The organism is Zoogloea ramigera (genome assembly GCF_006539865.1).
GTDB lineage: Bacteria > Pseudomonadota > Gammaproteobacteria > Burkholderiales > Rhodocyclaceae > Zoogloea > Zoogloea ramigera.
This window is the reverse complement of the sequence record NZ_BJNV01000039.1, coordinates 23,526-46,250: the sequence shown is the minus strand read 5'-3', so window position 1 is coordinate 46,250 and position 22,725 is coordinate 23,526. Positions and strand designations below refer to the sequence as shown.

At 67.7% G+C, this 22,725-nt stretch carries 25 protein-coding genes and 1 riboswitch; of the genes, 3 read left to right on the top strand and 22 right to left on the bottom strand.

Annotated elements, in window-relative coordinates:
* The 10 genes from ZRA01_RS20850 to ZRA01_RS11880 all read right to left on the bottom strand — a co-directional run.
* The coding region (locus tag ZRA01_RS20850; protein WP_218028710.1) for a hypothetical protein at positions 1-397 on the bottom strand (397 nt) is incomplete at its 3' end.
* Entirely contained in the window at positions 397-1,638 is a 1,242-nt protein-coding gene (locus ZRA01_RS11920; protein WP_141352451.1) for a tyrosine-type recombinase/integrase, read from the bottom strand. The genes ZRA01_RS20850 and ZRA01_RS11920, both read right to left, overlap by 1 nt.
* A gap of 199 nt (positions 1,639-1,837) precedes the next feature.
* Positions 1,838-3,292 carry a ribonuclease G gene (rng, locus tag ZRA01_RS11915; protein ID WP_141352449.1) on the bottom strand — a complete coding sequence of 485 codons (1,455 nt, stop codon included), beginning with the start codon at positions 3,290-3,292 and terminating at the stop codon, positions 1,838-1,840.
* A 206-nt stretch (positions 3,293-3,498) separates the two neighbouring features.
* Positions 3,499-4,125, bottom strand: coding sequence for a Maf family protein (locus tag ZRA01_RS11910; RefSeq protein WP_141352447.1), 627 nt, complete (start codon positions 4,123-4,125; stop codon positions 3,499-3,501).
* Complete coding sequence (rlmH, locus tag ZRA01_RS11905; RefSeq protein ID WP_141352445.1) at positions 4,122-4,592, bottom strand: 23S rRNA (pseudouridine(1915)-N(3))-methyltransferase RlmH; 471 nt, start codon at positions 4,590-4,592, stop codon at positions 4,122-4,124. Before rlmH ends, ZRA01_RS11910 begins: the two co-directional genes overlap by 4 nt.
* Positions 4,593-4,622: 30 nt before the next feature.
* Entirely contained in the window at positions 4,623-4,991 is a 369-nt protein-coding gene (rsfS, locus tag ZRA01_RS11900; RefSeq protein ID WP_141352443.1) for a ribosome silencing factor, read from the bottom strand.
* Positions 4,992-4,995: 4 nt separating this feature from the next.
* Positions 4,996-5,652 carry a nicotinate-nucleotide adenylyltransferase gene (gene nadD, locus ZRA01_RS11895; RefSeq protein ID WP_141352441.1) on the bottom strand — a complete coding sequence of 219 codons (657 nt, stop codon included), beginning with the start codon at positions 5,650-5,652 and terminating at the stop codon, positions 4,996-4,998.
* Positions 5,639-6,406, bottom strand: a complete 768-nt coding sequence (locus ZRA01_RS11890) for a BPSS1780 family membrane protein (protein ID WP_141352439.1) — start codon at positions 6,404-6,406, stop codon at positions 5,639-5,641. Before ZRA01_RS11890 ends, nadD begins: the two co-directional genes overlap by 14 nt.
* A gap of 4 nt (positions 6,407-6,410) precedes the next feature.
* Positions 6,411-7,202: a BPSS1780 family membrane protein gene (locus tag ZRA01_RS11885; protein WP_174851611.1), complete on the bottom strand. Its 792-nt coding sequence runs from the start codon at positions 7,200-7,202 to the stop codon at positions 6,411-6,413.
* Positions 7,203-7,294: 92 nt separating this feature from the next.
* Positions 7,295-8,242, bottom strand: a complete 948-nt coding sequence (locus tag ZRA01_RS11880) for a homoserine kinase (protein WP_141352437.1) — start codon at positions 8,240-8,242, stop codon at positions 7,295-7,297.
* A gap of 106 nt (positions 8,243-8,348) precedes the next feature.
* Here ZRA01_RS11880 and ZRA01_RS11875 point away from each other — a divergent pair, with 106 nt between their 5' ends.
* From ZRA01_RS11875 to ZRA01_RS11865, 3 genes are all read left to right on the top strand, one after another.
* On the top strand, positions 8,349-9,599 hold the full coding sequence (locus ZRA01_RS11875) for a sensor domain-containing diguanylate cyclase (RefSeq protein WP_218028709.1): 1,251 nt from the start codon (positions 8,349-8,351) through the stop codon (positions 9,597-9,599).
* A gap of 88 nt (positions 9,600-9,687) precedes the next feature.
* Entirely contained in the window at positions 9,688-10,503 is an 816-nt protein-coding gene (locus tag ZRA01_RS21335) for an acyl-CoA thioesterase (protein WP_307724350.1), read from the top strand.
* Between the two features lie 76 nt (positions 10,504-10,579).
* Positions 10,580-12,580, top strand: a complete 2,001-nt coding sequence (locus tag ZRA01_RS11865; RefSeq protein WP_141352435.1) for a UvrD-helicase domain-containing protein — start codon at positions 10,580-10,582, stop codon at positions 12,578-12,580.
* Between the two features lie 46 nt (positions 12,581-12,626).
* Here ZRA01_RS11865 and ZRA01_RS11860 read toward each other — a convergent pair whose 3' ends face one another.
* The 12 genes from ZRA01_RS11860 to ZRA01_RS11805 all read right to left on the bottom strand — a co-directional run bounded on the left by ZRA01_RS11860 (position 12,627) and on the right by ZRA01_RS11805 (position 22,716).
* The gene (locus ZRA01_RS11860) at positions 12,627-13,304 is read right to left on the bottom strand and encodes a DUF799 domain-containing protein (RefSeq protein WP_141352433.1); all 678 of its coding nucleotides are present in this window, start codon (positions 13,302-13,304) and stop codon (positions 12,627-12,629) included.
* Complete coding sequence (locus ZRA01_RS11855; protein ID WP_141352431.1) at positions 13,301-13,684, bottom strand: DUF4810 domain-containing protein; 384 nt, start codon at positions 13,682-13,684, stop codon at positions 13,301-13,303. Before ZRA01_RS11855 ends, ZRA01_RS11860 begins: the two co-directional genes overlap by 4 nt.
* A 21-nt stretch (positions 13,685-13,705) precedes the next feature.
* Positions 13,706-14,380 (bottom strand): CsgG/HfaB family protein, encoded by a 675-nt coding sequence (locus ZRA01_RS11850; protein WP_141352429.1) that lies wholly within the window; start codon positions 14,378-14,380, stop codon positions 13,706-13,708.
* Between the two features lie 3 nt (positions 14,381-14,383).
* The gene (locus tag ZRA01_RS11845) at positions 14,384-14,977 is read right to left on the bottom strand and encodes a hypothetical protein (RefSeq protein WP_141352427.1); all 594 of its coding nucleotides are present in this window, start codon (positions 14,975-14,977) and stop codon (positions 14,384-14,386) included.
* A 25-nt stretch (positions 14,978-15,002) separates the two neighbouring features.
* Positions 15,003-15,362, bottom strand: a complete 360-nt coding sequence (locus tag ZRA01_RS11840) for a hypothetical protein (RefSeq protein ID WP_141352425.1) — start codon at positions 15,360-15,362, stop codon at positions 15,003-15,005.
* Between the two features lie 34 nt (positions 15,363-15,396).
* A complete protein-coding gene (locus ZRA01_RS11835; RefSeq protein ID WP_141352423.1) occupies positions 15,397-16,629 on the bottom strand; it encodes a hypothetical protein in 1,233 nt (410 codons plus the stop codon).
* A gap of 19 nt (positions 16,630-16,648) precedes the next feature.
* The gene (locus ZRA01_RS11830) at positions 16,649-17,419 is read right to left on the bottom strand and encodes a hypothetical protein (RefSeq protein WP_141352421.1); all 771 of its coding nucleotides are present in this window, start codon (positions 17,417-17,419) and stop codon (positions 16,649-16,651) included.
* A gap of 57 nt (positions 17,420-17,476) precedes the next feature.
* The gene (locus ZRA01_RS11825) at positions 17,477-17,983 is read right to left on the bottom strand and encodes a hypothetical protein (RefSeq protein ID WP_141352419.1); all 507 of its coding nucleotides are present in this window, start codon (positions 17,981-17,983) and stop codon (positions 17,477-17,479) included.
* Entirely contained in the window at positions 17,980-18,258 is a 279-nt protein-coding gene (locus ZRA01_RS11820) for a J domain-containing protein (protein WP_141352417.1), read from the bottom strand. The genes ZRA01_RS11825 and ZRA01_RS11820 overlap by 4 nt, the downstream gene beginning before the upstream one ends.
* 3 nt (positions 18,259-18,261) lie before the next feature.
* Positions 18,262-19,122, bottom strand: a complete 861-nt coding sequence (metF, locus tag ZRA01_RS11815; protein WP_141352415.1) for a methylenetetrahydrofolate reductase [NAD(P)H] — start codon at positions 19,120-19,122, stop codon at positions 18,262-18,264.
* A 112-nt stretch (positions 19,123-19,234) separates the two neighbouring features.
* Positions 19,235-20,647 carry an adenosylhomocysteinase gene (ahcY, locus tag ZRA01_RS11810; RefSeq protein WP_141352413.1) on the bottom strand — a complete coding sequence of 471 codons (1,413 nt, stop codon included), beginning with the start codon at positions 20,645-20,647 and terminating at the stop codon, positions 19,235-19,237.
* Positions 20,648-20,747: 100 nt separating this feature from the next.
* A riboswitch (S-adenosyl-L-homocysteine riboswitch) is annotated at positions 20,748-20,849 on the bottom strand.
* A gap of 49 nt (positions 20,850-20,898) precedes the next feature.
* A complete protein-coding gene (locus ZRA01_RS11805; RefSeq protein WP_141352412.1) occupies positions 20,899-22,716 on the bottom strand; it encodes a protein-disulfide reductase DsbD in 1,818 nt (605 codons plus the stop codon).
* Positions 22,717-22,725 lie beyond the last annotated feature (9 nt).

Here is a 22,725-nt window from a genome sequence, read left to right as displayed (position 1 = left end):
TTCCACGATGTATGCGATCGAGCGAAGCGCATTCAATAGGTGACATCAAGTCAGAGTCAAGAAATTGAAGCGTCCCGTTTTTTTCGATCAGGCTGGCCAACTCCGCCGCTAGTTTTGCAGCCCTAGAGCCAGCAGCCTTGATTTCCTTGGCTGTTCGCCTGTACGCGGCGGGAATGAAACACCCGATAACCTCACGTCCTATAAACAAGGCGACATCATGAAAGCTCCATTCGTCTAAAACGGGCATGGAATAAAGTTTCACCCATGCGGCCTTAGCATCCTCTCTTTCCACAAGTCGGCATAAAGCGTTGTAAGTGGGCCGGCTTCCGCACAAGTAGTCCCATCCCATCACGACCGATCGAACAATCTCTAGTGATGCCGCTTGATCGGAACCCATCACGCAACCCCTCGCCCGGGAAGCTCTACGACCTCCGCCCCCGCCTTGAGCCGCCCCAGGTAGTCCGCCCATAGATCCATCATCCGGCGCCGGTCCTTGATGAATTTGGTGCGGTTGTAGGCGGTGCCCAGGGCATCGGGCACCGCGTGTGCTAGCTGGTGTTCGATCACCTCCCGGTCCACGCCTAGCTCTTCATGCAGGATCGTCCGGGCCATTGCCCGGAAGCCATGTCCGGTCATCTCGGTTTTCGTGTCGTAGCCCATGCGGCGCAGGCCAGCATTCACGGCGGCGTTGCTCATCGGCTGCTTTGGGTCACGGCCGGCGAAGACATACACGCCCCGCCCGGTCAGCGGGTGAAGGTTGCGCAGGATCGCCACCGCCTGCGGGGCCAGCGGGACAAGGTGAGGCGTCGTGATGCCCTTGCGTACCCATCCCTTCATCCGTTCGGCCGGGATGTTCCATTCACCCTTTTCAAGGTCGATTTCGGCCCATTCCGCTTTCCGCAGCTCGCCAGGGCGCACGAACACCAAGGGCGAGAGCATCAAGGCGGAGTGAACAATCAGGGTGCCCTTGAAGACCTCGATTGATCGCAGCAGCGCCCCCACTTCTGGCGGCGTAGTGATCGCGGGCCTGTGCTTCTTTCTTGCTGGCGGCAAGGCGCCCCGCAGATCGCCCGTAGGGTCGCGTTCGGCGCGGCCTGTGGCCACGGCATAGCGGAACACCTGCCCGCAGATCTGGAGCGCCCTGTGGGCGGTTTCCAGCTTCCCCGATGCTTCAATGCGCCGAATGGTCGACAGCAATTCGGGGGCTCCAAGGTCCGCCATGGGCTTGTGTCCAATCACGGGGAATATGCTGATTTCCATTCGCCGCAATGTGTTGTTGGCGGTTCCCTCCACCCACGTCGGCAGCATCTTGGTGTGCCACTCCCGGGCGATCTTCTCGAAGGTGTTGCCCGATGCTTCGGCCCGGGCCTTTGCTTCTGCTTTGCGCTGTTCGCTGGGGTCGATTCCATCCGCCAGGAGCCGGCGGGCTTCGTCCCGGCGCTCCCTCGCCATCTTGAGGGAGACATCGGGATAAGCCCCCAGGGCAAGCAGCTTTTCCTTTCCGTCCACCCGGTACTTGAGCCGCCACAGCTTACCGCCGCCGGGCTGCACCAGCAGGTAAAGCCCTTTTTCGTCCGCCGCCTTGCGGGCCTTCTCGCCAGGCTTCAGGGCCTTTATCTGGGTTTCGGTCAGGGGCATGGGGGTATCTCCGGGTCGAGGTGTCCCAGCGTTTGGGGGTATCGGAAAAGGCTCGGACTCAAGATACCCCCATCGATACCCCCACGAGAGGCCGGCTTGGGGTAGAACGTGCCGGAACTTTAGGGAGTAAAAAAGCCGGGAAAGCCTTATTTTAATTGGCTTTCCCGGCTTTGTGCGGAATGCTTCGGAACTGTTTAGGCTAGAGTAGCACGATGTCGAACTGCTCTTGCCCGTAGCTGGCCTCCGGGTGCAGCGAGACGGTGCGGTCGATGAAGTCGGAGAGCATCGCCAGCGACTGGGATTCTTCCTCGAGGAAGAGGTCGATGACGTTGGGCGCGGCGAGCACGCGGAACTCCTTGGCGTTGAACTGGCGGGCTTCGCGCAGGAGTTCGCGGAGGATCTCGTAGGCCACCGTGCGGGCAGTCTTCACTTCGCCGCGGCCGTTGCAGGTGGAGCAGGGCTCGCACAGCAGGTGGGCCAGGGATTCGCGGGTGCGCTTGCGGGTCATCTCGACCAGGCCCAGCGAGGTGAAGCCATTCACCGTCATCTTGGTGTGGTCGCGGGCGAGGGCCTTGCGGAATTCGTCGAGCACGGCGCTGCGGTGCTCGAGGTTCTCCATGTCGATGAAGTCGACGATGATGATGCCGCCCAGGTTGCGCACGCGCAGCTGGCGGGCGATGGACTGGGCCGCCTCGAGGTTGGTCTTGAAGATGGTGTCGTCGAAGTTGCGGGCGCCGACGAAGCCGCCGGTGTTGACGTCGATGGTGGTCATCGCCTCGGTCTGGTCGATGATCAGGTAGCCGCCCGATTTGAGGTCGACCCGGCGGGCGAGAGCTTTCTCGATCTCGGCCTCGACACCGTGCAGGTCGAACAGCGGGCGCTCGCCGGTGTAGTGCTCGAGTAGCGGCGCGACCTGGGGCATGTATTCGCTGGCGAAGGCGCTGAGCTTCTGGAAGTTCTCGCGGGAGTCGGCGACGATGCGGGTGGTGTCTTCGGTGACCAGGTCGCGCAGCACCCGCTGGGCGAGGTTGAGGTCCTGGTACAGCACCGTGGGTGGGCGGGCGCCGACGGCGCGGTTCTTGATTTCGGCCCACAGCTTCTTGAGGTAGGCGATGTCGGCGGCGAGCTCTTCGTCGGAGGCGTTTTCGGCCATCGTGCGGACGATGTAGCCGCCGGTCTCGCCGGCCGGCAGCAGGCGGTGCACCCGCTCGCGCAGCGCTTCGCGCTCGGTCTCGTCGCCGATGCGCTGGGAGATCCCGATGTGCTTGTCCTGGGGCAGGAAGACGAGCATCCGCCCGGCGATGGAGATCTGGGTGGACAGCCGCGCGCCCTTGGTGCCCAGCGGGTCCTTGAGCACCTGCACCATCAGGTTCTGGCCCTCGGCGAGGATGCGTTCGATGGGGCGCGGGGCGTCGCCGGCGTGGCGGTCGCACCAGATGTCGGCCACGTGCAGGAAGGCTGTGCGCTCAAGGCCCACGTCCATGAAGGCCGACTGCATGCCCGGCAGCACGCGCACGACGCGGCCCAGGTAGATGTTGCCGACGATGCCGCGGCTGGCGGTTCGCTCGACATGCACTTCCTGGACGACGCCCTGCTGCATGAGGGCGACCCGGGTTTCCTGGGGGGTGAAGTTGATCAGGTATTCGTCGGACATGGTGGGGATGGCAAATGGTGATGGGTGATGGCGGGCGCGTTGCCGTGCCATCACCGATCGCCACTTGTCCCGTGGGGCGCCGCTCGTTGCCCCCGGCGGGCAGAGGCGTCGTCGTCCGGTGCTCCCCGGCTCCGGGCTTCCGGCCGGGGGGCGTGTGTTGGTGGGTGGGGTCTCCTGCTGCGGTGCCGGCGATGGCCGGCGGGCGGTCACAGAGAATAGCCGAATTCCTGCAGCAGGGCCGCAGTCTCGAACAGGGGCAGGCCCATGATGCCGCTGTAGCTGCCGCGGATCTCCTCGATGAACATCGCGGCGCGGCCCTGGATGCCGTAGGCGCCGGCCTTGTCGGCGGCCTCTCCGCTGGAAACGTAGTGGTGGATCTCCTCGTCGTCGAGGCGCCGGAAGCGCACCTGGCTGACCGACAGCCGTTGGGCGAAGCGCTTGCCGTCGGTGAGCACGACCGCGGTGAGCACCTGGTGGGTGCGCCCGGACAGCCGGCGCAGGATCTCCATGGCGTGGCTTTCGTTGTCCGGCTTGCCGATGATCTCGCCGTCGAGTTCGAGGGTGGTGTCGGCGGCGAGCAGCAGCTGCGGCGGCAGGCCGCGCCAGTGCATGCGCTGGATGCCGCCCTCGGCCTTGGCCTGGGCGACCCGCTGGACGTAGGTGAAGGCGTCCTCGCCGGGGCGGACGTCCTCGTTGATGTCGTGGTCTTCCCGCCCGGGGCCGCGGAAGAGCAGGGCTTCGTGGCGGACGTGGATCTGGTGCAGCAGTTCGCGCCGGCGCGGGCTGTTGGAGGCGAGGTAGATGGACATGGTGCTGGGGGCCGGGCGGCTCATTCCCGGTGGTAGGGGTGGTTCTTGAGGACGCTCCAGGCGCGATAGACCGCCTCGGCGAGCATCACGCGGACCATCGCGTGGGGAAGGGTGAGGCTGGAGAGGCGCATGGTTTCGTGGGCGCTGGCCTTGAGGGCCGGGTCGAGGCCGTCGGGGCCGCCGATGATGATGGCCACGTCGTCACCGCCCTCCTGCCAGCGCTCGAGGCGCCGGGCGAGGGCCTTGGTGGTGAGGTCTTCGCCACGCTCGTCGAGGATCAGGCGCCGGCAGCGCGGTGGCAGCACGGCCTCGATGCGGGCTGCTTCGGCGGCCATCATGGCAGCGGCGGTCTTGCCGGTGGTGCGTGGCTCGGCCTTGACCTCGATGAGCTGCAGCGGCAGCTCCCGCGGCATGCGCTTGGCGAAGTCGTCGAAGCCGGTGTCGACCCAGCCCGGCATGCGGGTGCCGACGGCGACGAGGATGAGTTTCATGATGCGGAGCCGACCGCCGGGCCGCCGGGGTCAGGCGGCGTGGGCCGAGAGCCCGCCTGGGCGGCCGGGCCGGGCCGGGGCGGCGCCCCACAGCTCCTCGAGGTTGTAATAGCTGCGCACGGCCGCCTGCATGACGTGCACGACGATGCCGCCAAGGTCGACCAGCACCCACTCGCCGCCGCCCTCGCCTTCGATGCCGACGACCTCGATGCCGGCCTCGCGGGCCTTGTCGGCCACGTGGCGGGCCAGGGCGCGGGTCTGGCGGTTGGAGTCGGCGGTGGCGATGATCACCCGGTCGAACAGGGAGGTCAGGCGGGTGGTGTCGATGACGCGAATGTCCTTGCCCTTGATGTCTTCGAGGGCGGATACGACGAGGGTTTCGAAGTGCTGGATGTCCATTGATTCAGAGGTAGAGTTGATGCCGGGAAATATAGTCAACAACCGGCGGGGGGAGCAAATAGCGCAGGCTCTGGCCGGCGGCGCAGCGGGCGCGGATGTCGGTGGCGGAGATGGCCAGCGGCGTCATCGCAAACTGCACCAGGCGCCCGGCGGGCGCTGCGCCCAGGGTGTCGGGAGTGGCCTGGCGGCGGCTCACCTGTTCGGCGAGGGCGGCCGGCATCGCGGCGCCGCCCAGGCTGTAGCCCGGCCGGTTGGCGACGGCCAGGTGGGCGAAATCGAAGAGCTCGGTCCAGCGCCGCCAGGTGGGCAGGCCGAGGAAGGCGTCCACGCCGAGCAGCAGCACCAGGGGCCGCCGGGGGCCGAGCTCGGCGCGCAGGCGTTCGAGGCTGAGGATGGTGTAGCTGGCCTGGGCGGCCTCGACTTCGGCCGGGTCGACCTCGAAGGCCGGGTTGCTGGCGGCGGCGAGGCGGGCCATCGCCAGCCGGTGGGCGCCGGCGGCGCCGGGCGTGGCCCGGTGGGGCGGCTGGCCGGCGGGGATCAGGCGCACCCGGGTGAGGCCGAGGGCTTCGCGGGCGGTTTCGGCGAGACGCAGGTGGCCGTAGTGGATCGGGTCGAAGGTGCCGCCGAAGACGCCCAGCGGGCCGGCCTCAGGCAGCGTCATCGGGGGTGATCGTGCCGAACACGTCGAGGGCGTTGGCGTAGAAGCTGGCAAAGACCACCGGGATGAACACCGCCGGCAGGGCGATGCTGAGCAGCTGGCCGATCAGGGGCGAAACCAGGGCGAGCACGCCGATCAGCAGGCTGGGCACCATCACCACGAGCATCAGCCCGAGCGCATAGGCCAGAAAAGCCCGCCAGTTGCGCGAGCAGGCCACGAAGCTGAAGAACATCGCCTTTGCCGCCGAGATGCGGCCCCAGCCGGCGAGCAGCGGGGCGAACCAGTAGGCCATCATCAGCGGCGTCGAGCCGAGGGCGCCGATGAGGAGCGACAGGCCGAGCTGCGGGTCTTCGGCGGTGGCCTCGTCGAGCTTGCGCTTGCCGAGCATCAGCTCGGCCAGGATGCCGTCGTCGGCCAGGGCGGTGAGGCCGAGCACCGCGAAGGTGCCGATCAGGTAGATGCCGCCGATCTTGACCAGTTCGGGGAGGTTCTGGCGGAAGCCGGAGAGCAGGATGTCGGGCCCGGCCTTGCGCCCCTCGCCAACCGCCTTGCAGCCGTTGTAGATGCCCAGCGACAGGGCCGGCATGATCAGCGACATCAGCACCTGGCCGACGAAGGGCACGGCGGCGACCACCAGCAGGCACAGCCAGTAGCCGAAGACGAGGAAGGTGATCAGCGCCGGGTTGCGCTTCCAGAGCATGAAGCCTTCGATGATCCATGCCCAGCCGCGCTGGGCCGGTAGGGTGCGTGCCTGCATGGGTTTATTCCTTGGCGGCAGCGGCGGGCGGCAGGGCCGGGCGCTCGCCGAAGACGTCCTGGTAGGACGCGTGGAGCGTGCCGGCCAGAACGGGGATCAGCACGATCATGCCCAGCCCGAGGGGGAGCAGCGCGACCCAGATGAGCACGTAGATCAGCACCCCCAGCACGACGAAGGAGCCGAGGTTGTTGAAACAGGCCGACAGGGACATCTTCATGGCGTCGAGGGGCGGAGTGTCCCGGAGGATGACCAGGGGAGGAGCGAACCACAGGGCGGTGATCATGATGGTCATGATCGTGATGATGACGCCGGTGGCGAAGGCGGCGCTGCCGAGAGCAACCGCGAGCCAGCTGAGGCTGTGCAGTTCGGTATAGAACAGCCCGGTCAGGATGAGGCCGCCGAGGAGCACCGGCAGGATGCCGGCGATCACCGTGCCGAGCAGATAGAAGCAGCCGACCAGCGCGAGGTGGGCGCCATGGACGCGCAGCCCGCTGAAGAGGTGGTCGACCTTGAGCGGCTCGCCCCGGGCCTGCGCGTCGCAGCCCAGCACCATGCCGGCCACCATCACCGGGAAGCCGATTATCGCGATGACCATGCCGAGGATGGGGATCGCCAGCAGCGCGACGAGGATCACGAAGAACACCAGGCTGATCGCCATCCAGACGCCGGGGTTGCGCGTGAAGGACGACCAGCCGGTTTTAAGCCAGGCCAGGCTGGCAGCCGGGGCTACATGGCGGGGCCGCGGGTGGCGCGCGTCTTGGTAGGGGTGGGCTGCCGGGGAGGCCGGTTCGGTCATGGGGAAAGTGAGCGGAAAATCAGGATGTTGCGTTGCGGCAGAATGCTAGCCCAAATTGTGTGCCGAGTTCAAACCGGCTGTCGCCTGGCGGGTCAGGCGGGAAGCGCCGGCATGGCGGTGGCCCGGGCCCGCTGGCGGAGGATCTGCCGGTATTCGTCGGGGTCTTTCACCAGCACCATCTCGCCGGCCCGCGGCAGGTGGAAGTCTTCGAGGCGGGAGAGCCAGAAGCGCAGGGCCGCGGCGCGCAGCATGGCCGGCCAGGCGGCCCGCTCGGTGTCGCTGAAGGGGCGGTTTTCGGCGTAGGCGGCGAGGAGGGCGGTGCTGCGGGCGGGGTCGAGCCCGCCGTCGGCGGCGGCGCACCAGTCGTTGACGGTGACCGCCACGTCGAACAGCAGCGCATCGTGCCCGGCGAAATAGAAGTCGATGACGCCGCCCACGAAGTCGCCGTCCCACAGCACGTTGTCGCGGAACATGTCGGCGTGGATCACGCCCTGGGGCAGCGCCTTGAGGTCGACGCCGGCCTGGTAGGCGAGCTCGGCGTCGAGCTCGGCCTGCTGGTCGGGGGGCAGGTGGGCGCGCACCCGGGCGGCGCAGTCGCGCCGCCACTCGGCCCCGCGGGGGTTGGGCTGGCGGCGGCCGAAGGACATGCCGGCCAGGTGCAGGCCGGCCATCATCGCGCCGATGCGGGCGCAGTGGCCGACGCTGGGCGTCATCTCGGAGCGGCCGGCGAGCCGCGACACCAGCGTCGCCGGCTTGCCCGACAGGGTGCCCAGGTATTCGTTGTCGCGGTTGGCGACGGGGGCCGGTACCGGCAGACCGTGGCGCGCGAGGTGGGCCATCAGGTGCAGGTAGAAGGGCAGCTCGGAGCGGGGCATCGTCTCGAACAGCGTGAGCACGTAGCGGCCCAGGCTGGTGGTGACGAAGAAGTTGCTGTTCTGGACGCCGGCGGAGATGCCCTGCAGCTGTTCGAGCCGCCCGATGGCGTAGTTCTGCAGCCAGGCGGCCAGATCGGGTTCGGTGACGGATGTGAAGACAGACATGATGGCCGGAGCTTACATCACGGCGGCCGGGCCCGGGTGGTGTGGGCCCGCCGAAATCCCGGAGTCCGGGTACCATGCGGGCTTCAGCATCGACTGGATGCAGGCGGTGACATCTCCCAGCGCGCTCCCCTCGGCCGAGGCCTTGTTCGATCAGATGGCCGATGCGGTCTATTTGATCGACCCCGTCACGTCCGCGATCGTATGGGGCAACCGGGCTGCCTGGGCGATGCTGGGCCTCAGCCGCGAGGACGTGCTCGACCACAGCGTGCTGAGCCTGCAGCTGGACGTGACGGGGCTGCCCCAGTGGTCGGAGATCGCAGCGGCGATCCGTGGGCAGGAGTGCTTCACCTTCGTCGGGCGGCACCGCCACCGGGAGGGGCACGAGATCCACGTCGAGGTGAACACCACCCATTTCTGCCTCGATGGCCACGCGTACTTCCTGTCGGTCGCCCGCGACGTGCGGCGGCGGATGGCCCTCGAGAAGGACATGCAGAGCCGGGAGAACCAGCTGTGGTTCGCCCTCAACGAGGCCGCCGACGGCCTGTGGGACTGGGAGATCGCCACCGGCCGGCTGTTTTTCAGCCCTCAGCTGAAGCGCATGCTCGGCTACAGCCCCGACGAGATGGAGCCGGTGCTGGCCACCTGGAGCGATGCGCTGCACCCGGACGACCGCCAGGTTGTGCTTGGCATCCTGCAGGCGCATCTCGACGGCAAGCGGGTGCGCTACGAGGCCGAGTACCGCCTGCGCAACCGCAACGGCCGCTACCTGTGGGTCCACGACCGGGGGCGGGTCTGCGAGCGCGACGGCCTCGGGGCGCCGACCCGCGCTGTCGGCATGGTGCAGGATATCACCGCGCGCAAGGAGCTCGAACTCCAGCTTCAGCAGCTCGCCTCCAGTGACACCCTCACCGGGCTGCCCAACCGGCGCCACGGCGAGCGCTTCCTCGAGGCCGAGCTGGCGCTGTGCCGCCGGCTCGGCCTGCCGCTGGGGGTGTGCTTCTTCGACGTGGACCACTTCAAGCGCGTCAACGACAGCTTCGGCCATCTGGTCGGCGACACCGTCCTCCAGCAGGTGGCCGAGCAGGCCCAGGCCAGCATCCGCCGCTCCGACCTGGTGTGCCGCTGGGGGGGCGAGGAGTTCGTCATCATCTCGCCCAACTCCAACCGGGCGCAGCTGTTGCAGGTGGCCGAGAAAGTCCGCAAGGCGGTGATGGCCCTGGCCGGCACGCCGCGGGTGACGGTCAGCCTGGGGGTGGCGGCCTTCCCGGAGGATGGCGACGATGTCGAGGCGCTGCTCGGCGTGGCCGATGGCGCCCTCTACCGCGCCAAGACCAGGGGCCGCAACCGGACCGAGTAGGCCCGGAGCGGCGCGCATAGGTAGCAGCCCCCATTGCCTGCGCTGGCGGGCTGGGTATCCTAGGCGGCCTCTTCAACAGGAGCCTGCCATGTCCGATGCACCCCATGTTTCCAGCGACGCCCTGACGAGCAAGCCGCTCGCCCTGCGTGTGATGCCGATGCCGGCCGATCTCAACCCCGCCGGCGATGTCTTCGGCGGCTGGATCATGGCCATGGTCGATGTGGCGGGGGCGATGCCGGCGATCCGCCGGGCCGGCTCCCGGGTGGTGACGGTGGCGGTCAACTCCTTCGTCTTCAAGCAGCCGGTGGGCGTGGGCGACATCGTCAGCTTCCACGCCGAGGTGGCCGCGGTGGGCAAGAGTTCGGTGACGGTGGACGTGGAAGTCTTCGCCGAGCGCAACCCCAAGGCCCCGGAGGTGGTGAAGGTCACCGAGGCGCGCCTCACCTACGTGGCGGTGGGCGAGGACGGCAGCAAGCGGACGATCCCCGCCGAAGCCCCGGCCGGGCACGCCGCGGTGGCCTGCCAGTTGCCCACCGACAAGGAGGTGGTGCTGCAGGTGATGCCGATGCCGGCGGCCCTCAACCCGTCGGGCGACGTGTTCGGCGGCTGGATCATGTCGATGGTGGATGTCGCCGCCGCGGTGCCTGCGATGCGCCACGCCAAGTCCAAGGTGGCCACGGTGTCGGTGGACTCCTTCGTCTTCAAGCAGCCCGTCTCGGTGGGCGACCTGGTCAGCTTCCACGCCGCCATCGTCGAGGTGGGGCACACCTGCGTCACCGTGGATGTCGAGGTCTTCGCCCAGCGCAACCCGGCGCACCCCGAGGTGGTCAAGGTCACCGAGGCGCGGCTCCGGTTCGTCGCCCTCGACGAGTTCCACGCCCGCCAGCATCATCACCTGGGCTGACCTGCGCTGAGGCGGGTCGAAGCAGCGGGCGGCTTGGAGTAGACTCGACGGCCCGCTCCACCCGACGCACCCCGCCATGTCGCTGCTCCTCAACGCCCCCCAACGCGAAGCCATCCATTACCTGGACGGCCCCTGCCTGGTGCTGGCCGGGGCCGGCTCGGGCAAGACCCGGGTGATCACCCAGAAGATCGCCTACCTCATCACCGAGTGCGGGATGAGCCCCCACAACATCGCGGCGATCACCTTCACCAACAAGGCCGCCAAGGAGATGCTCGAGCGCATCACCGCGCTGATGGGCGGGCGCGGGGTGAAGGGGCTCACGGTGTGCACCTTTCATGCGATGGGCGTGCGCATCGTGCGCCAGGAGGCCCAGCTGCTCGGCCTCAAGCCGCAGTTTTCCATCCTCGACGCCAGCGATACCACGCAGATCATCGCCGAGCTCACCGGCAACACCGACAAGAACCGCGCCAAGGCGCTGCAGTGGCAGATCTCCAGCTGGAAGAACGCCCTCATCGAGCCCGACGAGGCCGCCCACCGCGCCAACGACGAGATCTCGTCGGCCGCTGCGCTGCTCTACCGCGACTACGACAAGACCCTGCGTGCCTACCAGGGCGTCGACTTCGACGACCTCATCCGCCTGCCGGTCAAGCTCTTCGACGAACACCCCGAGGTGCGCGAGCGCTGGCAGAACCGCCTGCGCTACCTGCTGGTGGATGAATACCAGGACACCAACCGCGCCCAGTACCGCCTGCTCAAGCTGCTCGCCGGGGTGCGTGCCGCCTTCACCGCGGTGGGCGACGACGACCAGGCCATCTACGCCTGGCGCGGCGCCGACATCGAAAACCTGCGCCAGCTCCCCGTCGATTACCCCAACCTGCGGGTCATCAAGCTCGAGCAGAACTACCGCTCCACCACGCGCATCCTCAACGCCGCCAACACGGTGATCGCCAACAACGAGAAGCTCTTCGACAAGAAGCTGTGGTCCGAGCACGGCGCCGGCGAGCCGGTGACCGTGGTGGCCTGCCAGACCCCCGAGCACGAGGCCGAATCGGTGGTGATGAAGCTGTCGGCCCACAAGTTCGAGCACCGCACCCACTTCAAGGACTACGCGATCCTCTACCGCGGCAACCACCAGGCGCGGCTCTTCGAGCAGCAGTTGCGCAACCACAAGATCCCCTACGCCATCTCGGGCGGGCGCAGCTTCTTCGAGAACGCCGAGATCAAGGACCTCTGCTCCTACCTGCGCCTGATCGCCAACGAGGACGACGACCTGGCCTTCATCCGCGCCATCACCGTGCCCCGCCGCGGCATCGGCGCCGCCACCATCGAATCCCTCGGCCACTACGCCTCGCACCGCAACATCAGCCTGTTCACGGCCATCTTCGAAGAGGGCGTGGCCGAGCACGTGGGGGCGCGGCAGCTCGAATCCCTGCGCGAGTTCTGCCACTTCATGAACCGCATCGCCCACCGCGCCCCGCGGGAGCCCGCCGGGCAGGTCATCAACGACCTGCTGAAGGCGATCAACTACGAAGCCTGGCTGTACGAGAGCTGCGAGCCCCGCGAGGCCGAGACCAAGTGGAGCAACGTGGGCGACTTCACCGGCTGGCTCGGCCGCAAGGGCGAGGAGGACGGCAAGACCCTCTCCGACATGATCCAGACCATCAGCCTGATCACCATGCTCGACAAGGACGACGCCGAGCTCGATCAGGTCCAGCTGGCCACCCTGCACGCCTCCAAGGGGCTGGAGTTCAAGCACGTGTTTCTGGTGGGCGTCGAGGAGGGCCTGCTGCCCCACCAGAGCTCGATCGACGAGGACAAGATCGAGGAGGAGCGCCGCCTGATGTACGTGGGCATCACCCGCGCCCAGCGCAGCCTCAACATCAGCTACTGCGAACGCCGCAAGGCCGGCCGCGAGGTGCGCACCTGCGACCCGTCGCGCTTCATCGACGAGATGGGCATGGAGGGCATTCGCCGCGCCGATAAAAAGTCCCAGGAGCCGGTGAGCAAGGAAGACGCCAAGGCCCGCATCGCCAACCTGCGGGCGATGCTCGGCAACAAGCCGGGGACGATAGGCTAGCTGGGTGTCGGGTTAGCCCAACGGGCGTAACCCGACACCCCACCGCTCAAGGCGCCGGTGAGCCGTCTTTCTGGTACTTGGGTGAGCGCGGGCCGTACAGGATGCCGTTGGGCCGGCCGGCGGAGAGCAGGCGGTCGGCGGTGATGCCGGCGATCGGGTGGCCGCGGTTGCTGAGGGTGTCGGCGATCTGAGTGATGACCGCTTTGAGGAGCAGGCCCAGCGCGCCGCCGCCCGAATTGTTGTCGCCTTCCGCGCTGGAGGCCGTCGCGCGCCCTTCCCACAGGGTGGCGCCGCTACGCAGATCGACCAGCTTGCCCTCGGCGGAGACGCGGGTTTCGCTGGAGATGATCATGTATTTGGTGCCGTAGTGGGTGACCTTGATGTAAAGGGCCGCGTCGGCGCCGAAGATCTCCCGCAGCTTCTTGAGGGGCACCTGCTGAATGTCGGCCGGGGCGGTGAGGCCGTTCTGGCGGAAGGCTTCGTCCACCAGGGTGACCGGCAGCACGTAGTAGCCGGATTCTGCCAGCGGTAGCGTGGTCTGGGCGTACATGCTGTAGGTGGCGTTCACGTCCGGCGAATCATTGAGCGGCGGCAGCACCAGGATGGACCTGGGGCGGCTCTCGCGAAATGCGCTGTAGTCGTAGCCGGGCTGGGTGGCGCAGCCGGCTAGCATCAGCACGCCAACAGCCAGCAGGGCCCGGAGTAAAAGGCGCGGGCGGATCATGGGCGGGCCTCGGCGGGTTTGCGTTCGAACTTCTTCAGGATGAAGTCCATGAAGGGGGCGCCTTCGGGGAACTGCTGCTTTTCGGCTTCGAGATTCTGGGCCAGCCGGTCGGTCTGGCCGCTCTGGCCGTAGAGCATCGCCAGATGGGCCTGGAAGCCCGGCGGCAAAGCCTGCCCCTTGGCGCGGGCTTTCTCGCGGATCGCTTCAAGGGCCTGGATCTGTTCCTGCTGCCCCTTGGCGTTCTGGAAGTGGCTGTACACAACGTTGGGGTAGTCGCCCCAGTAGTAGAGCGGCTGAGGGCGGGTGGCGCAGCCGCCGAGCAGGCTGACGGCCAGCGCGCCCAAGGCCAGCCGGCCCCGAGGGATGGAGAGGTGTCGCATTGGGTTCGACTCCATCCCTCGTTAATCGGCCAGACGCAGCGCGCCGGATTCGACGCCGCCGACGAAGTTATCGACGGCTTCGCGGATGGCCAGATCGAGCACCTTGCCGTTGAGGGTGGAGTCGTAGCTGGCGGTGCTGCCAAAGCCGATCACCTCGCGGTTGGAGAGGCTGTATTCGCCGGCGCCTTGGGCCGAATAGACGACCTCGGAGGTGCGCACATCCACCACGTTGAGGGCCACCTTGGCGTAGGCTACCTGCTGTTTGCCGCGGCCGAGGATGCCGAAAAGCTGATGGTCGCCAACTTCCTTCCGGCCGAACTCGGTCACGTCGCCGGTGATGACGAAGTGGGCGCCCTTGAGCTTTTGCTCCACCTTGTTGAGGGCGGCCTCCTGCTTGATCTCGGACATGTTCTCGCGCTCCAGCACATTGAAGCGGTTGGTCTGCTGGAGGTGGGTGATGAGGATGGTCTTGGCCTGGCTGCCGAGGCGGTCGACGCCATCAGAGAAGATGCCGCGCATGAAGCTGGAGCGGTTGTCGAACTTGCCCACTGAGATCGGTGTGCGGGCGCCGGTGAAGGCGCGGCTGGCGGCGGCCGGCTTGGCGACGGCCAGAGAGCGGGATTCTTCGGTGGCGGCGCAGCCGGTCAGGATGCCGGCGGCGGTGATGCTTGCAACAAGGGCGAGGGTCTTTTTCATGCTTCAGCCTGGATTTTGATGGAATTGGTGGTCGGCTGAAATTATATACACAGGGCCATTCCTTCTGCATTCAAGGGGAGCGAGCAGACGCGTTGGTGGGCGAAACGGCTGCTTGCGATCACGGGCGGAATGGGGGAGAGGTCGAGCTGTGACCTGCCATTCCATGCCCTGAATCCCACCCTGACTAGCCCCGAGCCGATTGCGCCGTGCGAGGTCTTGCTCGAAGGCGGCGATCACCGCGTCCTCCTTGCGCTTGTAGACCTCGCCGGGATGCGCCTGCACGTTCTGGTCGGTTGGCGTTTCGGCGTCGTCGTCGCAGGCGACATGGATGTATCCGCCGGCCGGCGTCTGGTACACCTTGAACAGCGCGTTCGAATACACCACCGGCAAGGGCGTGCTGAGGCTGCCGACCTCGACGTCGTACAGCTCGCAGGCCGCATTGAGCGCGTCGTCGTAGGTGCTCTCGAACGGGCAGTCGGCGTAGCTGTCGGCGTCGACCGCGATGCCGGCGGCCTCATAGACGTAGCCATTGGCCTGGGGCACGTGCCAGATGGCGAAGTCGTCGTGCTCGAATACCTTGGTGATCCGGTCGCTCAAGTCTGCTCCCCTCTTTGCAGGTGGACTACGACACCGAGAACGTCAGCGTGCTGCCGTCGAGCTGCATGCTGCGCACCTTGATCAGCTTGCCGGGCTGCTTCTGGCGGTTTACCGCCAGGGTCTCGCTGACGCCCGACCACAGGTCGGAGATCACCGTGCGTTCGGTGACCTCTGTGCCCGCCGGGCCCTGCGTGGCCGCCGGAAGCCGGAAGAACAGCTGGGCGTCGCCGCCGTGAACCCGGCAGAAGCCCTTCAGGTCTTCCGTCAGCGCGATCTGCCAGTTGAATCCGAGCGAGCGCAGGGCTTCCGCGAAGGGCGCGTAACCCTTGTCGAAGTCCTTGAAGTTGATGTGGTCGGTCTGCAGGGGTTGTGTCTCGGTGCTCATGGGTGTGCTTTCTGCGTAAGGGGTGCGGCGCGCTTCAGCTGGCGCGCTTCTTCCAGCTGGCCCGGCAGGTCTCCTGGAGGTAATCCAGCACCCGGGCCTCGTCGTCGCTGTCGAGGTGCACGCGGGCTTCGGGGCCGAGGTCGTCGTCCCACATGCGGCGGATGTCGGCCTGGTATTCGAAGGGCACCACGTTGTCGATGAAGCGTGCCACGGCGGCGTCGTCGAAGCCCCCGGCGCTGAAGGCGTCCCAGATGGCCTGCGCGTCTTTCTTGCGCAGGCTGCGGGCGGGTTCGAGGCCGCAGGCGACCATCAGGAGCACGCCGCACTGCACGTCCACGTGCTCGCCCTGGGTGCCGGTGATTTTTTGCCACTCTTCGGCGCGGGCCTTGTCGTGGTGGGTGATTTCGCTGACGGAGTGGGCGTCGAAGAAGAACAGGCCGGAGAAGCGGTCCTGGTTGCGGTAGATCTCGGTGGCCGGGGTGTCGCGCAGGATGGGCAGGACCTCGGCGCTGAAGCGCGTGCATTCGCGCTCGAGGAGCCTGCGGATGGCCGGCGGGGCGTCGGCCAGCCAGGCGTCGAGCAGGCCGAAGCCGGCGCCGCGCTTCTTGCGGGCGGCGTCGGCGAGCTTGGTGAAGCGGTCGACGCTGAAGAAGCCGCCGGGTTTTTTCTCGGTGAACAGCACCAGCAGGGCGCTGTTGATGACCGATTCACAGAACACATGCCAGTCCTGGGCGTCGGCCCGGCCCACGCCGAAGCGCTCGGCGAGCCAGTAGGCGGCGTCGATGTAGTGCTGGTTGCGCTCGCGGGCGGCGTGTTCGGCCAGGTAGCGGGCGTAGGTGATCACCGGCTCGCTGGTGCATTGGTCGAGAAACTCCTTCTCGCTCTCGCGGAAGATCTCGGGGGCGCCCAGCAGGCGCTCGGTGGGCAGGGCGTGGAGCCGGCGCAGGCGGTCGGCGCCGGCCTTGGAGAGGGCCAGCAGGGTCTTGTCGCGCAGGAGCCGGGCGGCCACGTCGAGCTTGCCGCCGGATTCGGCCTCGAGGGCCAGGCCGACCAGGGTGACGAGGCGGGTGCGGGCCGCTTCGAGGGCCGGGCGCAGGTTGGCGGTGCTGAAGTGGGCGGCCAGCTGCACGATGCCCTTGGCGCCCTCCCGGTGGAGCGCGTCGAGGCGCGCAGCGTCGATGAGGCCCTCGGCGCGGGCGTGGCACAGCACCCGCTCGAAGTAGGGGCGGCTGTCGACGGTGGCGATGGCTTGGGCTGGGGTGGTCATGGCGCTGCGCGGGCGGGCATCAGATGGCGGACTCGTCGTCGTCTTCGTCGAGGCGGGGCACGCCCGGCTCGGCGGCGTCGGCGACGGGGGCCGCGGCGGCCTCGGCGGCGCGGCGCAGGCGGTCCTGGATCTCGATGATCATCAGCTCGAAGGTGTCGGGGAACTCGTGGCGGAGCACCCAGGCGGTCTCCATCCAGTCGCCGTCGGCCACTTCGGAGCGCGGGATGCGCACCCGCACCATCTCGATCGCGTCGCCGATCTCGAGGCCCTGGTCGAGCTCGTCGACGCGCTCGGAATCCCAGGTGATCGCCGACTTGGGGGCGAAGGCCTTCTCGAGGTCGAGCTCGGCCTCGAAGACGCCGTGGTAGGCCAGCGCCTGCAGCGAGTCGTAGTGGTCGGTGAAGTAGTCGGCCAGCACGCGCACGCCCTCGTCGTGCTCGGCGAGGCATTCGAGCGCCTCGGCGCAGGCGCCGGGGTTGCGGTGCATCACCGCGTTCATGGTGTTGCGCAGGCGCGGCACGTAGCGCTCGAGGGGCTCGCCGTACTGGCGTTCGAGCACGATGGCCTGCACGAACTGCTCGGGGCTCACCACCAGGTTGATGATGGATTCCTTGCTGGCGTCGAACTCGCGCATCACCGCGAGCACGTCTTTGGGGGCCATCTCGTCGAGCACCTCGACGAGCGCGTGGTCGCCCTCCTGCTCGGCGATGACGACGAGGTTGGCTTCGGCCTCGGCGATCTCGCCGGCCTGGATCAGGGCGTGGGTCTGTTTGATGATCAGGTCGTTCATGGAAGATCTCGATCTGGGGTGTGCAGGGGTTTCTCCCGGCGTGGGCCGGGGCGCAGCTCAACGCTCGACGGAGTCGAAGCCTTGCTCGGCCATCCATTCGTCGCCGGCTTCGCCCAGGTCTTCGTCCTGCTCCTCGTCGTCGCGGGTGCTGGCGGGGGCGGCGCGCACCGCGAGGCCGCTGCCGAGCATGTGTTCGAGCACCGCGGCGGTGACGAGGAAGCTGTCGCCGCCGTCCTTGGCCAGGCATTGGGCGACCAGCGGCTCGGCCCACGGGGCGATGTCGAGGGTGCGGGCGAGTTCGCTCCACGCGGGGAAGTCGTCTTCGCCGGGCTCGCTGTGGGCGGCGCCATAGACGAGGGGCTGGCTGCGGAAGCCGAAGGCGCCGTGGAAGGCCGGGGCGACCATCTCGGGGGCGGTGTCCATCATGGACAGCAGGAAGGCAAACTCTTTGTGCTTGTCGCGCAGGCGCTTCTTCAGGACGTCCTTGCCTTCGGAGTCGGAGCGGAGGTCGTCAATCTCGGCGGAGTAGCGCTCGAAGATGTCTTCAAAGTAAAACGAGGTCAAGAAATTACCTTTTCAATGTAGGAGGCCCACAGCGAGGTGGCTTCTGCGAGGGGGTCGTCGATCAGGTTGCGCTGGCGCAGCAGGTCGTAGTCGCGCCGGCGGGCCGGGTCGGCCAGCAGCTCGTAGGCGGCCTGGATGTCGCGGAAGCGCGCGGCGGCCGACGGGTCGGGGTTCTTGTCGGGGTGGTAGAGGCGGGCGGCCTTGCGGTAGGCCGTCTTGATCGCCTCGTCGGCGGCGGTGGGCGTGACGCCGAGAACCTCGTAGGGGTCGCGCATGGCTCAGGCAAGGATGCCGAGGCGCTCGCACACCGCGAGGGTGGGGGCGGCCTGGTTCATGCTGTAGAAGTGGAGCCCGGGGGCGCCGGCGGCCAGCAGCTTGGCGCACAGCTCGCTCACCACGTCGAGGCCGAAGGCCTTGATGGAGTCGGTGTCGTCGCCATAGGCCTCGAACTTGCGGCGCATCCAGCGCGGGATCTCGGCGCCGCAGGCATCCGAGAAGCGCGCCAGCTTGGAGAACGACACGATGGGCATGATGCCCGGCACGATGGGGATGGTGATGCCCAGCGCCGCGCATTCGTCGCGGAAGTGCAGGTAGGCGTCGAGGTTGTAGAAGTACTGGGTGATCGCCGAGTCGGCGCCAGCGTCCACCTTGCGCTTGAAGGCGAGCAGGTCGTCGCGCGGGGTTCTGGCCTGGGGGTGGTATTCGGGGTAGGCGGCGACTTCGATCTGGAAGTGATCGCCGGTCTCGGCGCGGATGAACTCGACCAGCTCGTTGGCGTAGCGGAGCTCACCGGCAAAGCCGACGCCGGAGGGCAGGTCGCCGCGCAGCGCGACGATGCGGCGGATGCCGGCGGCCTGGTAGCGCTGCAGGATCTCGCGGATGTGCTCGCGGGTCGAGCCGATGCACGACAGGTGCGGCGCAGCCTGATGGCCTTCGCGCTGGATCTCGAAGACGGCTTCGAAGGTGCGCTCCTGGGTCGTGCCGCCGGCGCCGAAGGTGACCGAGAAGAACTCGGGCTTGAGCACCGCCAGTTTCTGGCGCACCACGCGCAGCTTGTCGGCGCCTTCGGCGGTCTGCGGCGGGAAGAATTCGATGCTCAGATGCTGGGAGGGGTGAGGCGTGGGGAGTGAGGAGGTCATGACTGTTCCGTAGGTGCGCTGCCCTTGGCGCAGCGGGGCCTGTAGTCTGTGGGGGCGGGAGAGAGGCGGAGGTTTTCCCTCCTTGCTCCTCTCTCCCGACTCATCCCGCGTCTTAGTAGCGGTAGTGCTCGGCCTTGTAGGGGCCTTGCTTGGACACGCCGATGTAGGCGGCCTGCTCGTCGGTCAGCTCGGTGAGCTGGGCGTTGAGCTTCTTGAGTTGCAGGCGCGCGACCTTCTCGTCGAGGTGCTTGGGCAGGGTGTAAACGCCCACCGGGTAGTCGGCCGTGCGGGTGAACAGCTCGATCTGCGCGATGGTCTGGTTGGCGAAGGAGCTGGACATCACGTAGCTCGGGTGGCCGGTGCCGCAGCCGAGGTTAACCAGGCGGCCCTTGGCGAGCAGGATGATGCGCTTGCCGTCGGGGAAGATCACGTGGTCGACCTGCGGCTTGATCTCTTCCCACTGGTACTTCTCGATCGAGGCGACGTCGATCTCGTTGTCGAAGTGACCGATGTTGCAGACGATGGCCTGGTCCTTCATGGCGGCCATGTGGTCGTGGGTGATGACGTGGAAGTTGCCGGTGGTGGTGACGAAGATGTCGGCCAGGCTGGCGGCGTATTCCATGGTGACCACGCGGTAGCCTTCCATCGCGGCCTGCAGGGCGCAGATCGGGTCGATCTCGGTGACCCACACCTGGGCCGACAGGGCGCGCAGGGCCTGGGCCGAGCCCTTGCCCACGTCGCCGTAGCCGCACACCACCGCCACCTTGCCGGCGATCATCACGTCGGTGGCCCGCTTGATGCCGTCAACGAGCGACTCGCGGCAGCCGTAGAGGTTGTCGAACTTGGACTTGGTGACCGAGTCGTTGACGTTGATCGCCGGGAACTTGAGCTCGCCGCGCTGGTGCATCTGGTAGAGGCGATGCACGCCGGTGGTGGTCTCCTCGGTGACGCCCTTGACGGCGGCCAGGCGCACCGAATACCAGGTCGGGTCGACGGCCAGCTTGGCCTTGATGGCGGCGAACAGGATGGTCTCTTCTTCGGAGCTGGGGTTGGCCAGCACCGAGATGTCCTTCTCAGCGCGGGCGCCCAGGTGCAGCAGCAAGGTCGCGTCGCCGCCGTCGTCGAGGATCATGTTGGAGAAACCGCCATCGGCCCACTCGAAGATGCGGTGGGTGTAGTCCCAGTAGTCGGCCAGGGTCTCGCCCTTCACGGCGAACACCGGGATGCCGTCGGCGGCGATGGCCGCAGCGGCGTGGTCCTGGGTGCTGAAGATGTTGCAGGAGGCCCAGCGCACCTGGGCGCCGAGGGCGGTGAGCGTTTCGATCAGCACCGCGGTCTGGATGGTCATGTGCAGCGAGCCGGTGATGCGGGCGCCCTTGAGGGGCTGGCTGGCGGCGAACTCCTCGCGGATCGCCATCAGGCCCGGCATTTCGGTTTCGGCGATGCGGATCTCCTTGCGGCCCCAGTCGGCCAGGGAGAGGTCGGCGATGACGTAATCGGTGAACTTTTCAGCCACAGTGTTCATGAGATTTCCTCGAACGTGTGGCCGGGAGGGGACTGCGCGTGGCTTCAGGGTGGCTCACCGCGTCTCCCCGTGCCCGGCACGGGTTTGCAAACAAAGCATGGACGGGTGAGCGCAGTTGGCGGTGCCGGCGGGTTTTGCCGGCACTGACATCGAGCCTGGGGCGCCGGGTTGTAGCCCGTGCCTTGCAGCGCTCCTCGATTGAGGCGAGGATTATATCGGTTTTTGCGACAGATTCTTGAACGCCGTGCCGATTAGCGGGCGAGGGCTGCGTCGAGCACCTTGGCAAAAGCTTCGGCCGGCTGGAAGCCCACCACCCGCAGGCCGGTGCGCTCCGCGCCGGCGGCGTCGAAGAAGATGATGCCCGGCGGGCCGAACAGCCGGAAGCGCTTGAGCAGCGCCTTGTCGGCGTCGTTGTTGGCGGTCACGTCGGCCTGGACGAGCTGGAAGGCCTCGAGCCGCCGCGCCACCGCCGGGTCGGCGAAGGTGAAGCGCTCCATCTCCTTGCACGAGATGCACCAGTCGGCATAAAAATCCAGCATCACCGGGCGGGTGGCGGTTTTGAGGATCTGGTCGAGCTCGTCCACCGAGCGCACGCGCTGGAACCTGGTCTCGGCCACCGGCGCCTGGGCGGCCTGGGCGCGCAGGATGGCCAGCGGCTGCAGCGGGTCACGCGAGCCGGCCAGCGCGCCGATGAACAGCGCCGCCCCGGCGATCAGCGCCAGCACGCCCACGCCCTTCCAGAAACGCTGCCAGCCCGCCGCGTGGCTGGGCAGCGGGTCGAGGGCGTGGAGGTAGATCGCCGAGAAGATCAGCAGCCCGGCCCAGGCCAGCATCGGCACGATGCTCGGCAGTACCGGCGAGACCAGCCACACCGCCACGCCCAGCAGCATCACCCCGAAGGCCCGCCGCACGCCCTCCATCCACGGGCCGGGCTTGGGCAGCGCGCTACGCGCCAGCACGCCGACCACGACCAGCGGCGCGCCCATCCCGAGGGCCATCGCAAACAGCGCCGCGCCACCCAGCACCGCGTCGCCGCTCTTGGCGATGTAGAGCAGCGCGCCGGCCAGCGGGGCCGCCACGCAGGGGCCGACGATCAGCGCCGACAGCGCGCCCATCGCCACCACCCCGCCGGGCGAGCCGCCCTGGCGGTGGTTGGCGCTGTCGGACAACTTGCTCTGCAGCGCGGTGGGCAGCTGCAGCTCGTAGAAGCCGAACATCGAGAAGGCCAGCACCACGAAGACCAGCGCAAAGCCGCCCAGCACCCACGGGTTCTGCAGCGCGGCGGCCAGCAGGGTGCCCGACAGCCCGGCCGCCACGCCAGCGGCGGCGTAGGTGACTGCCATGCCCAGCACGTAGAGCAGCGACAGCGCCAGCGCGCGGCCCTTCGAGATGGCGTGGCCGTGGCCGACGATGATGCCCGACAAAATCGGGATCATCGGGAACACGCAGGGCGTGAAGGCCAGCAGCAGCCCGAAGCCGAAGAAGCTGGCCAGCGTGGCCAGCGTCGAGCCGCCGCCCAGCAGGCGTTCGATGCGGCCGGACTCGTCGTGCTCGTCGCCCGCAGGCGCCGGCGCGGAGGATGCCGCCGGCGCCTCGCTGCGGCCGAGGGCCCGGCCGAGCAGGCTGCCCACCGTGCTGCCACTGCTCACGTCGAGCGAATGCACCTGGGGCGGGTAGCAGATGCCGATGTCGGCGCAGCCCTGGCTGGTGAGCTGCAGCGTGAAGGGCGGCTGGCCGGCGCTGATCGGCAGCGTGAACACCAGCTCTCCGCGGTAGATCTCGACGTCGCCGAAGGCGTCGTCCTTCTTGGGCTTGCCCGGTGGGAGCGCCGGCTCGCCGAAGCTGATGCCATCGGCCGCAAACTTGAAGCGGTGGCGGTAGAGGTAGTAGCCGTCGGCTACCTGGAAGCGGATCTCGACCTGTTTGTCGTCGATCAGCCGCGCGCTGGCGCGGAAGGCCTCCTCGGCCGGCAGCGGCTCGTCGGCAGCGTGGCCGGCCAGGGCGAGCAGGCTGATCAGGGCGGCGAACAGAAGGGTAAGAAAGCGGGGAAGGCGGGCGGTAGGCATCATGGCCGGCAG

Excerpts from the sequence above, each read along its gene's own strand:
- ZRA01_RS11920 (WP_141352451.1), bottom strand. The coding sequence starts at position 1,638 with ATGCCCCTGACCGAAACCCAGATAAAGGCCCTGAAGCCTGGCGAGAAG.
- rng (WP_141352449.1), bottom strand. The coding sequence starts at position 3,292 with ATGTCCGACGAATACCTGATCAACTTCACCCCCCAGGAAACCCGGGTC.
- ZRA01_RS11910 (WP_141352447.1), bottom strand. The coding sequence starts at position 4,125 with ATGAGCCGCCCGGCCCCCAGCACCATGTCCATCTACCTCGCCTCCAAC.
- rlmH (WP_141352445.1), bottom strand. The coding sequence starts at position 4,592 with ATGAAACTCATCCTCGTCGCCGTCGGCACCCGCATGCCGGGCTGGGTC.
- rsfS (WP_141352443.1), bottom strand. The coding sequence starts at position 4,991 with ATGGACATCCAGCACTTCGAAACCCTCGTCGTATCCGCCCTCGAAGAC.
- nadD (WP_141352441.1), bottom strand. The coding sequence starts at position 5,652 with ATGACGCTGCCTGAGGCCGGCCCGCTGGGCGTCTTCGGCGGCACCTTC.
- ZRA01_RS11890 (WP_141352439.1), bottom strand. The coding sequence starts at position 6,406 with ATGCAGGCACGCACCCTACCGGCCCAGCGCGGCTGGGCATGGATCATC.
- ZRA01_RS11885 (WP_174851611.1), bottom strand. The coding sequence starts at position 7,202 with ATGACCGAACCGGCCTCCCCGGCAGCCCACCCCTACCAAGACGCGCGC.
- ZRA01_RS11880 (WP_141352437.1), bottom strand. The coding sequence starts at position 8,242 with ATGTCTGTCTTCACATCCGTCACCGAACCCGATCTGGCCGCCTGGCTG.
- ZRA01_RS21335 (WP_307724350.1), top strand. The coding sequence starts at position 9,688 with ATGTCCGATGCACCCCATGTTTCCAGCGACGCCCTGACGAGCAAGCCG.
- ZRA01_RS11865 (WP_141352435.1), top strand. The coding sequence starts at position 10,580 with ATGTCGCTGCTCCTCAACGCCCCCCAACGCGAAGCCATCCATTACCTG.
- ZRA01_RS11860 (WP_141352433.1), bottom strand. The coding sequence starts at position 13,304 with ATGATCCGCCCGCGCCTTTTACTCCGGGCCCTGCTGGCTGTTGGCGTG.
- ZRA01_RS11855 (WP_141352431.1), bottom strand. The coding sequence starts at position 13,684 with ATGCGACACCTCTCCATCCCTCGGGGCCGGCTGGCCTTGGGCGCGCTG.
- ZRA01_RS11850 (WP_141352429.1), bottom strand. The coding sequence starts at position 14,380 with ATGAAAAAGACCCTCGCCCTTGTTGCAAGCATCACCGCCGCCGGCATC.
- ZRA01_RS11840 (WP_141352425.1), bottom strand. The coding sequence starts at position 15,362 with ATGAGCACCGAGACACAACCCCTGCAGACCGACCACATCAACTTCAAG.
- ZRA01_RS11835 (WP_141352423.1), bottom strand. The coding sequence starts at position 16,629 with ATGACCACCCCAGCCCAAGCCATCGCCACCGTCGACAGCCGCCCCTAC.
- ZRA01_RS11830 (WP_141352421.1), bottom strand. The coding sequence starts at position 17,419 with ATGAACGACCTGATCATCAAACAGACCCACGCCCTGATCCAGGCCGGC.
- ZRA01_RS11820 (WP_141352417.1), bottom strand. The coding sequence starts at position 18,258 with ATGCGCGACCCCTACGAGGTTCTCGGCGTCACGCCCACCGCCGCCGAC.
- metF (WP_141352415.1), bottom strand. The coding sequence starts at position 19,122 with ATGACCTCCTCACTCCCCACGCCTCACCCCTCCCAGCATCTGAGCATC.
- ahcY (WP_141352413.1), bottom strand. The coding sequence starts at position 20,647 with ATGAACACTGTGGCTGAAAAGTTCACCGATTACGTCATCGCCGACCTC.
- ZRA01_RS11805 (WP_141352412.1), bottom strand. The coding sequence starts at position 22,716 with ATGATGCCTACCGCCCGCCTTCCCCGCTTTCTTACCCTTCTGTTCGCC.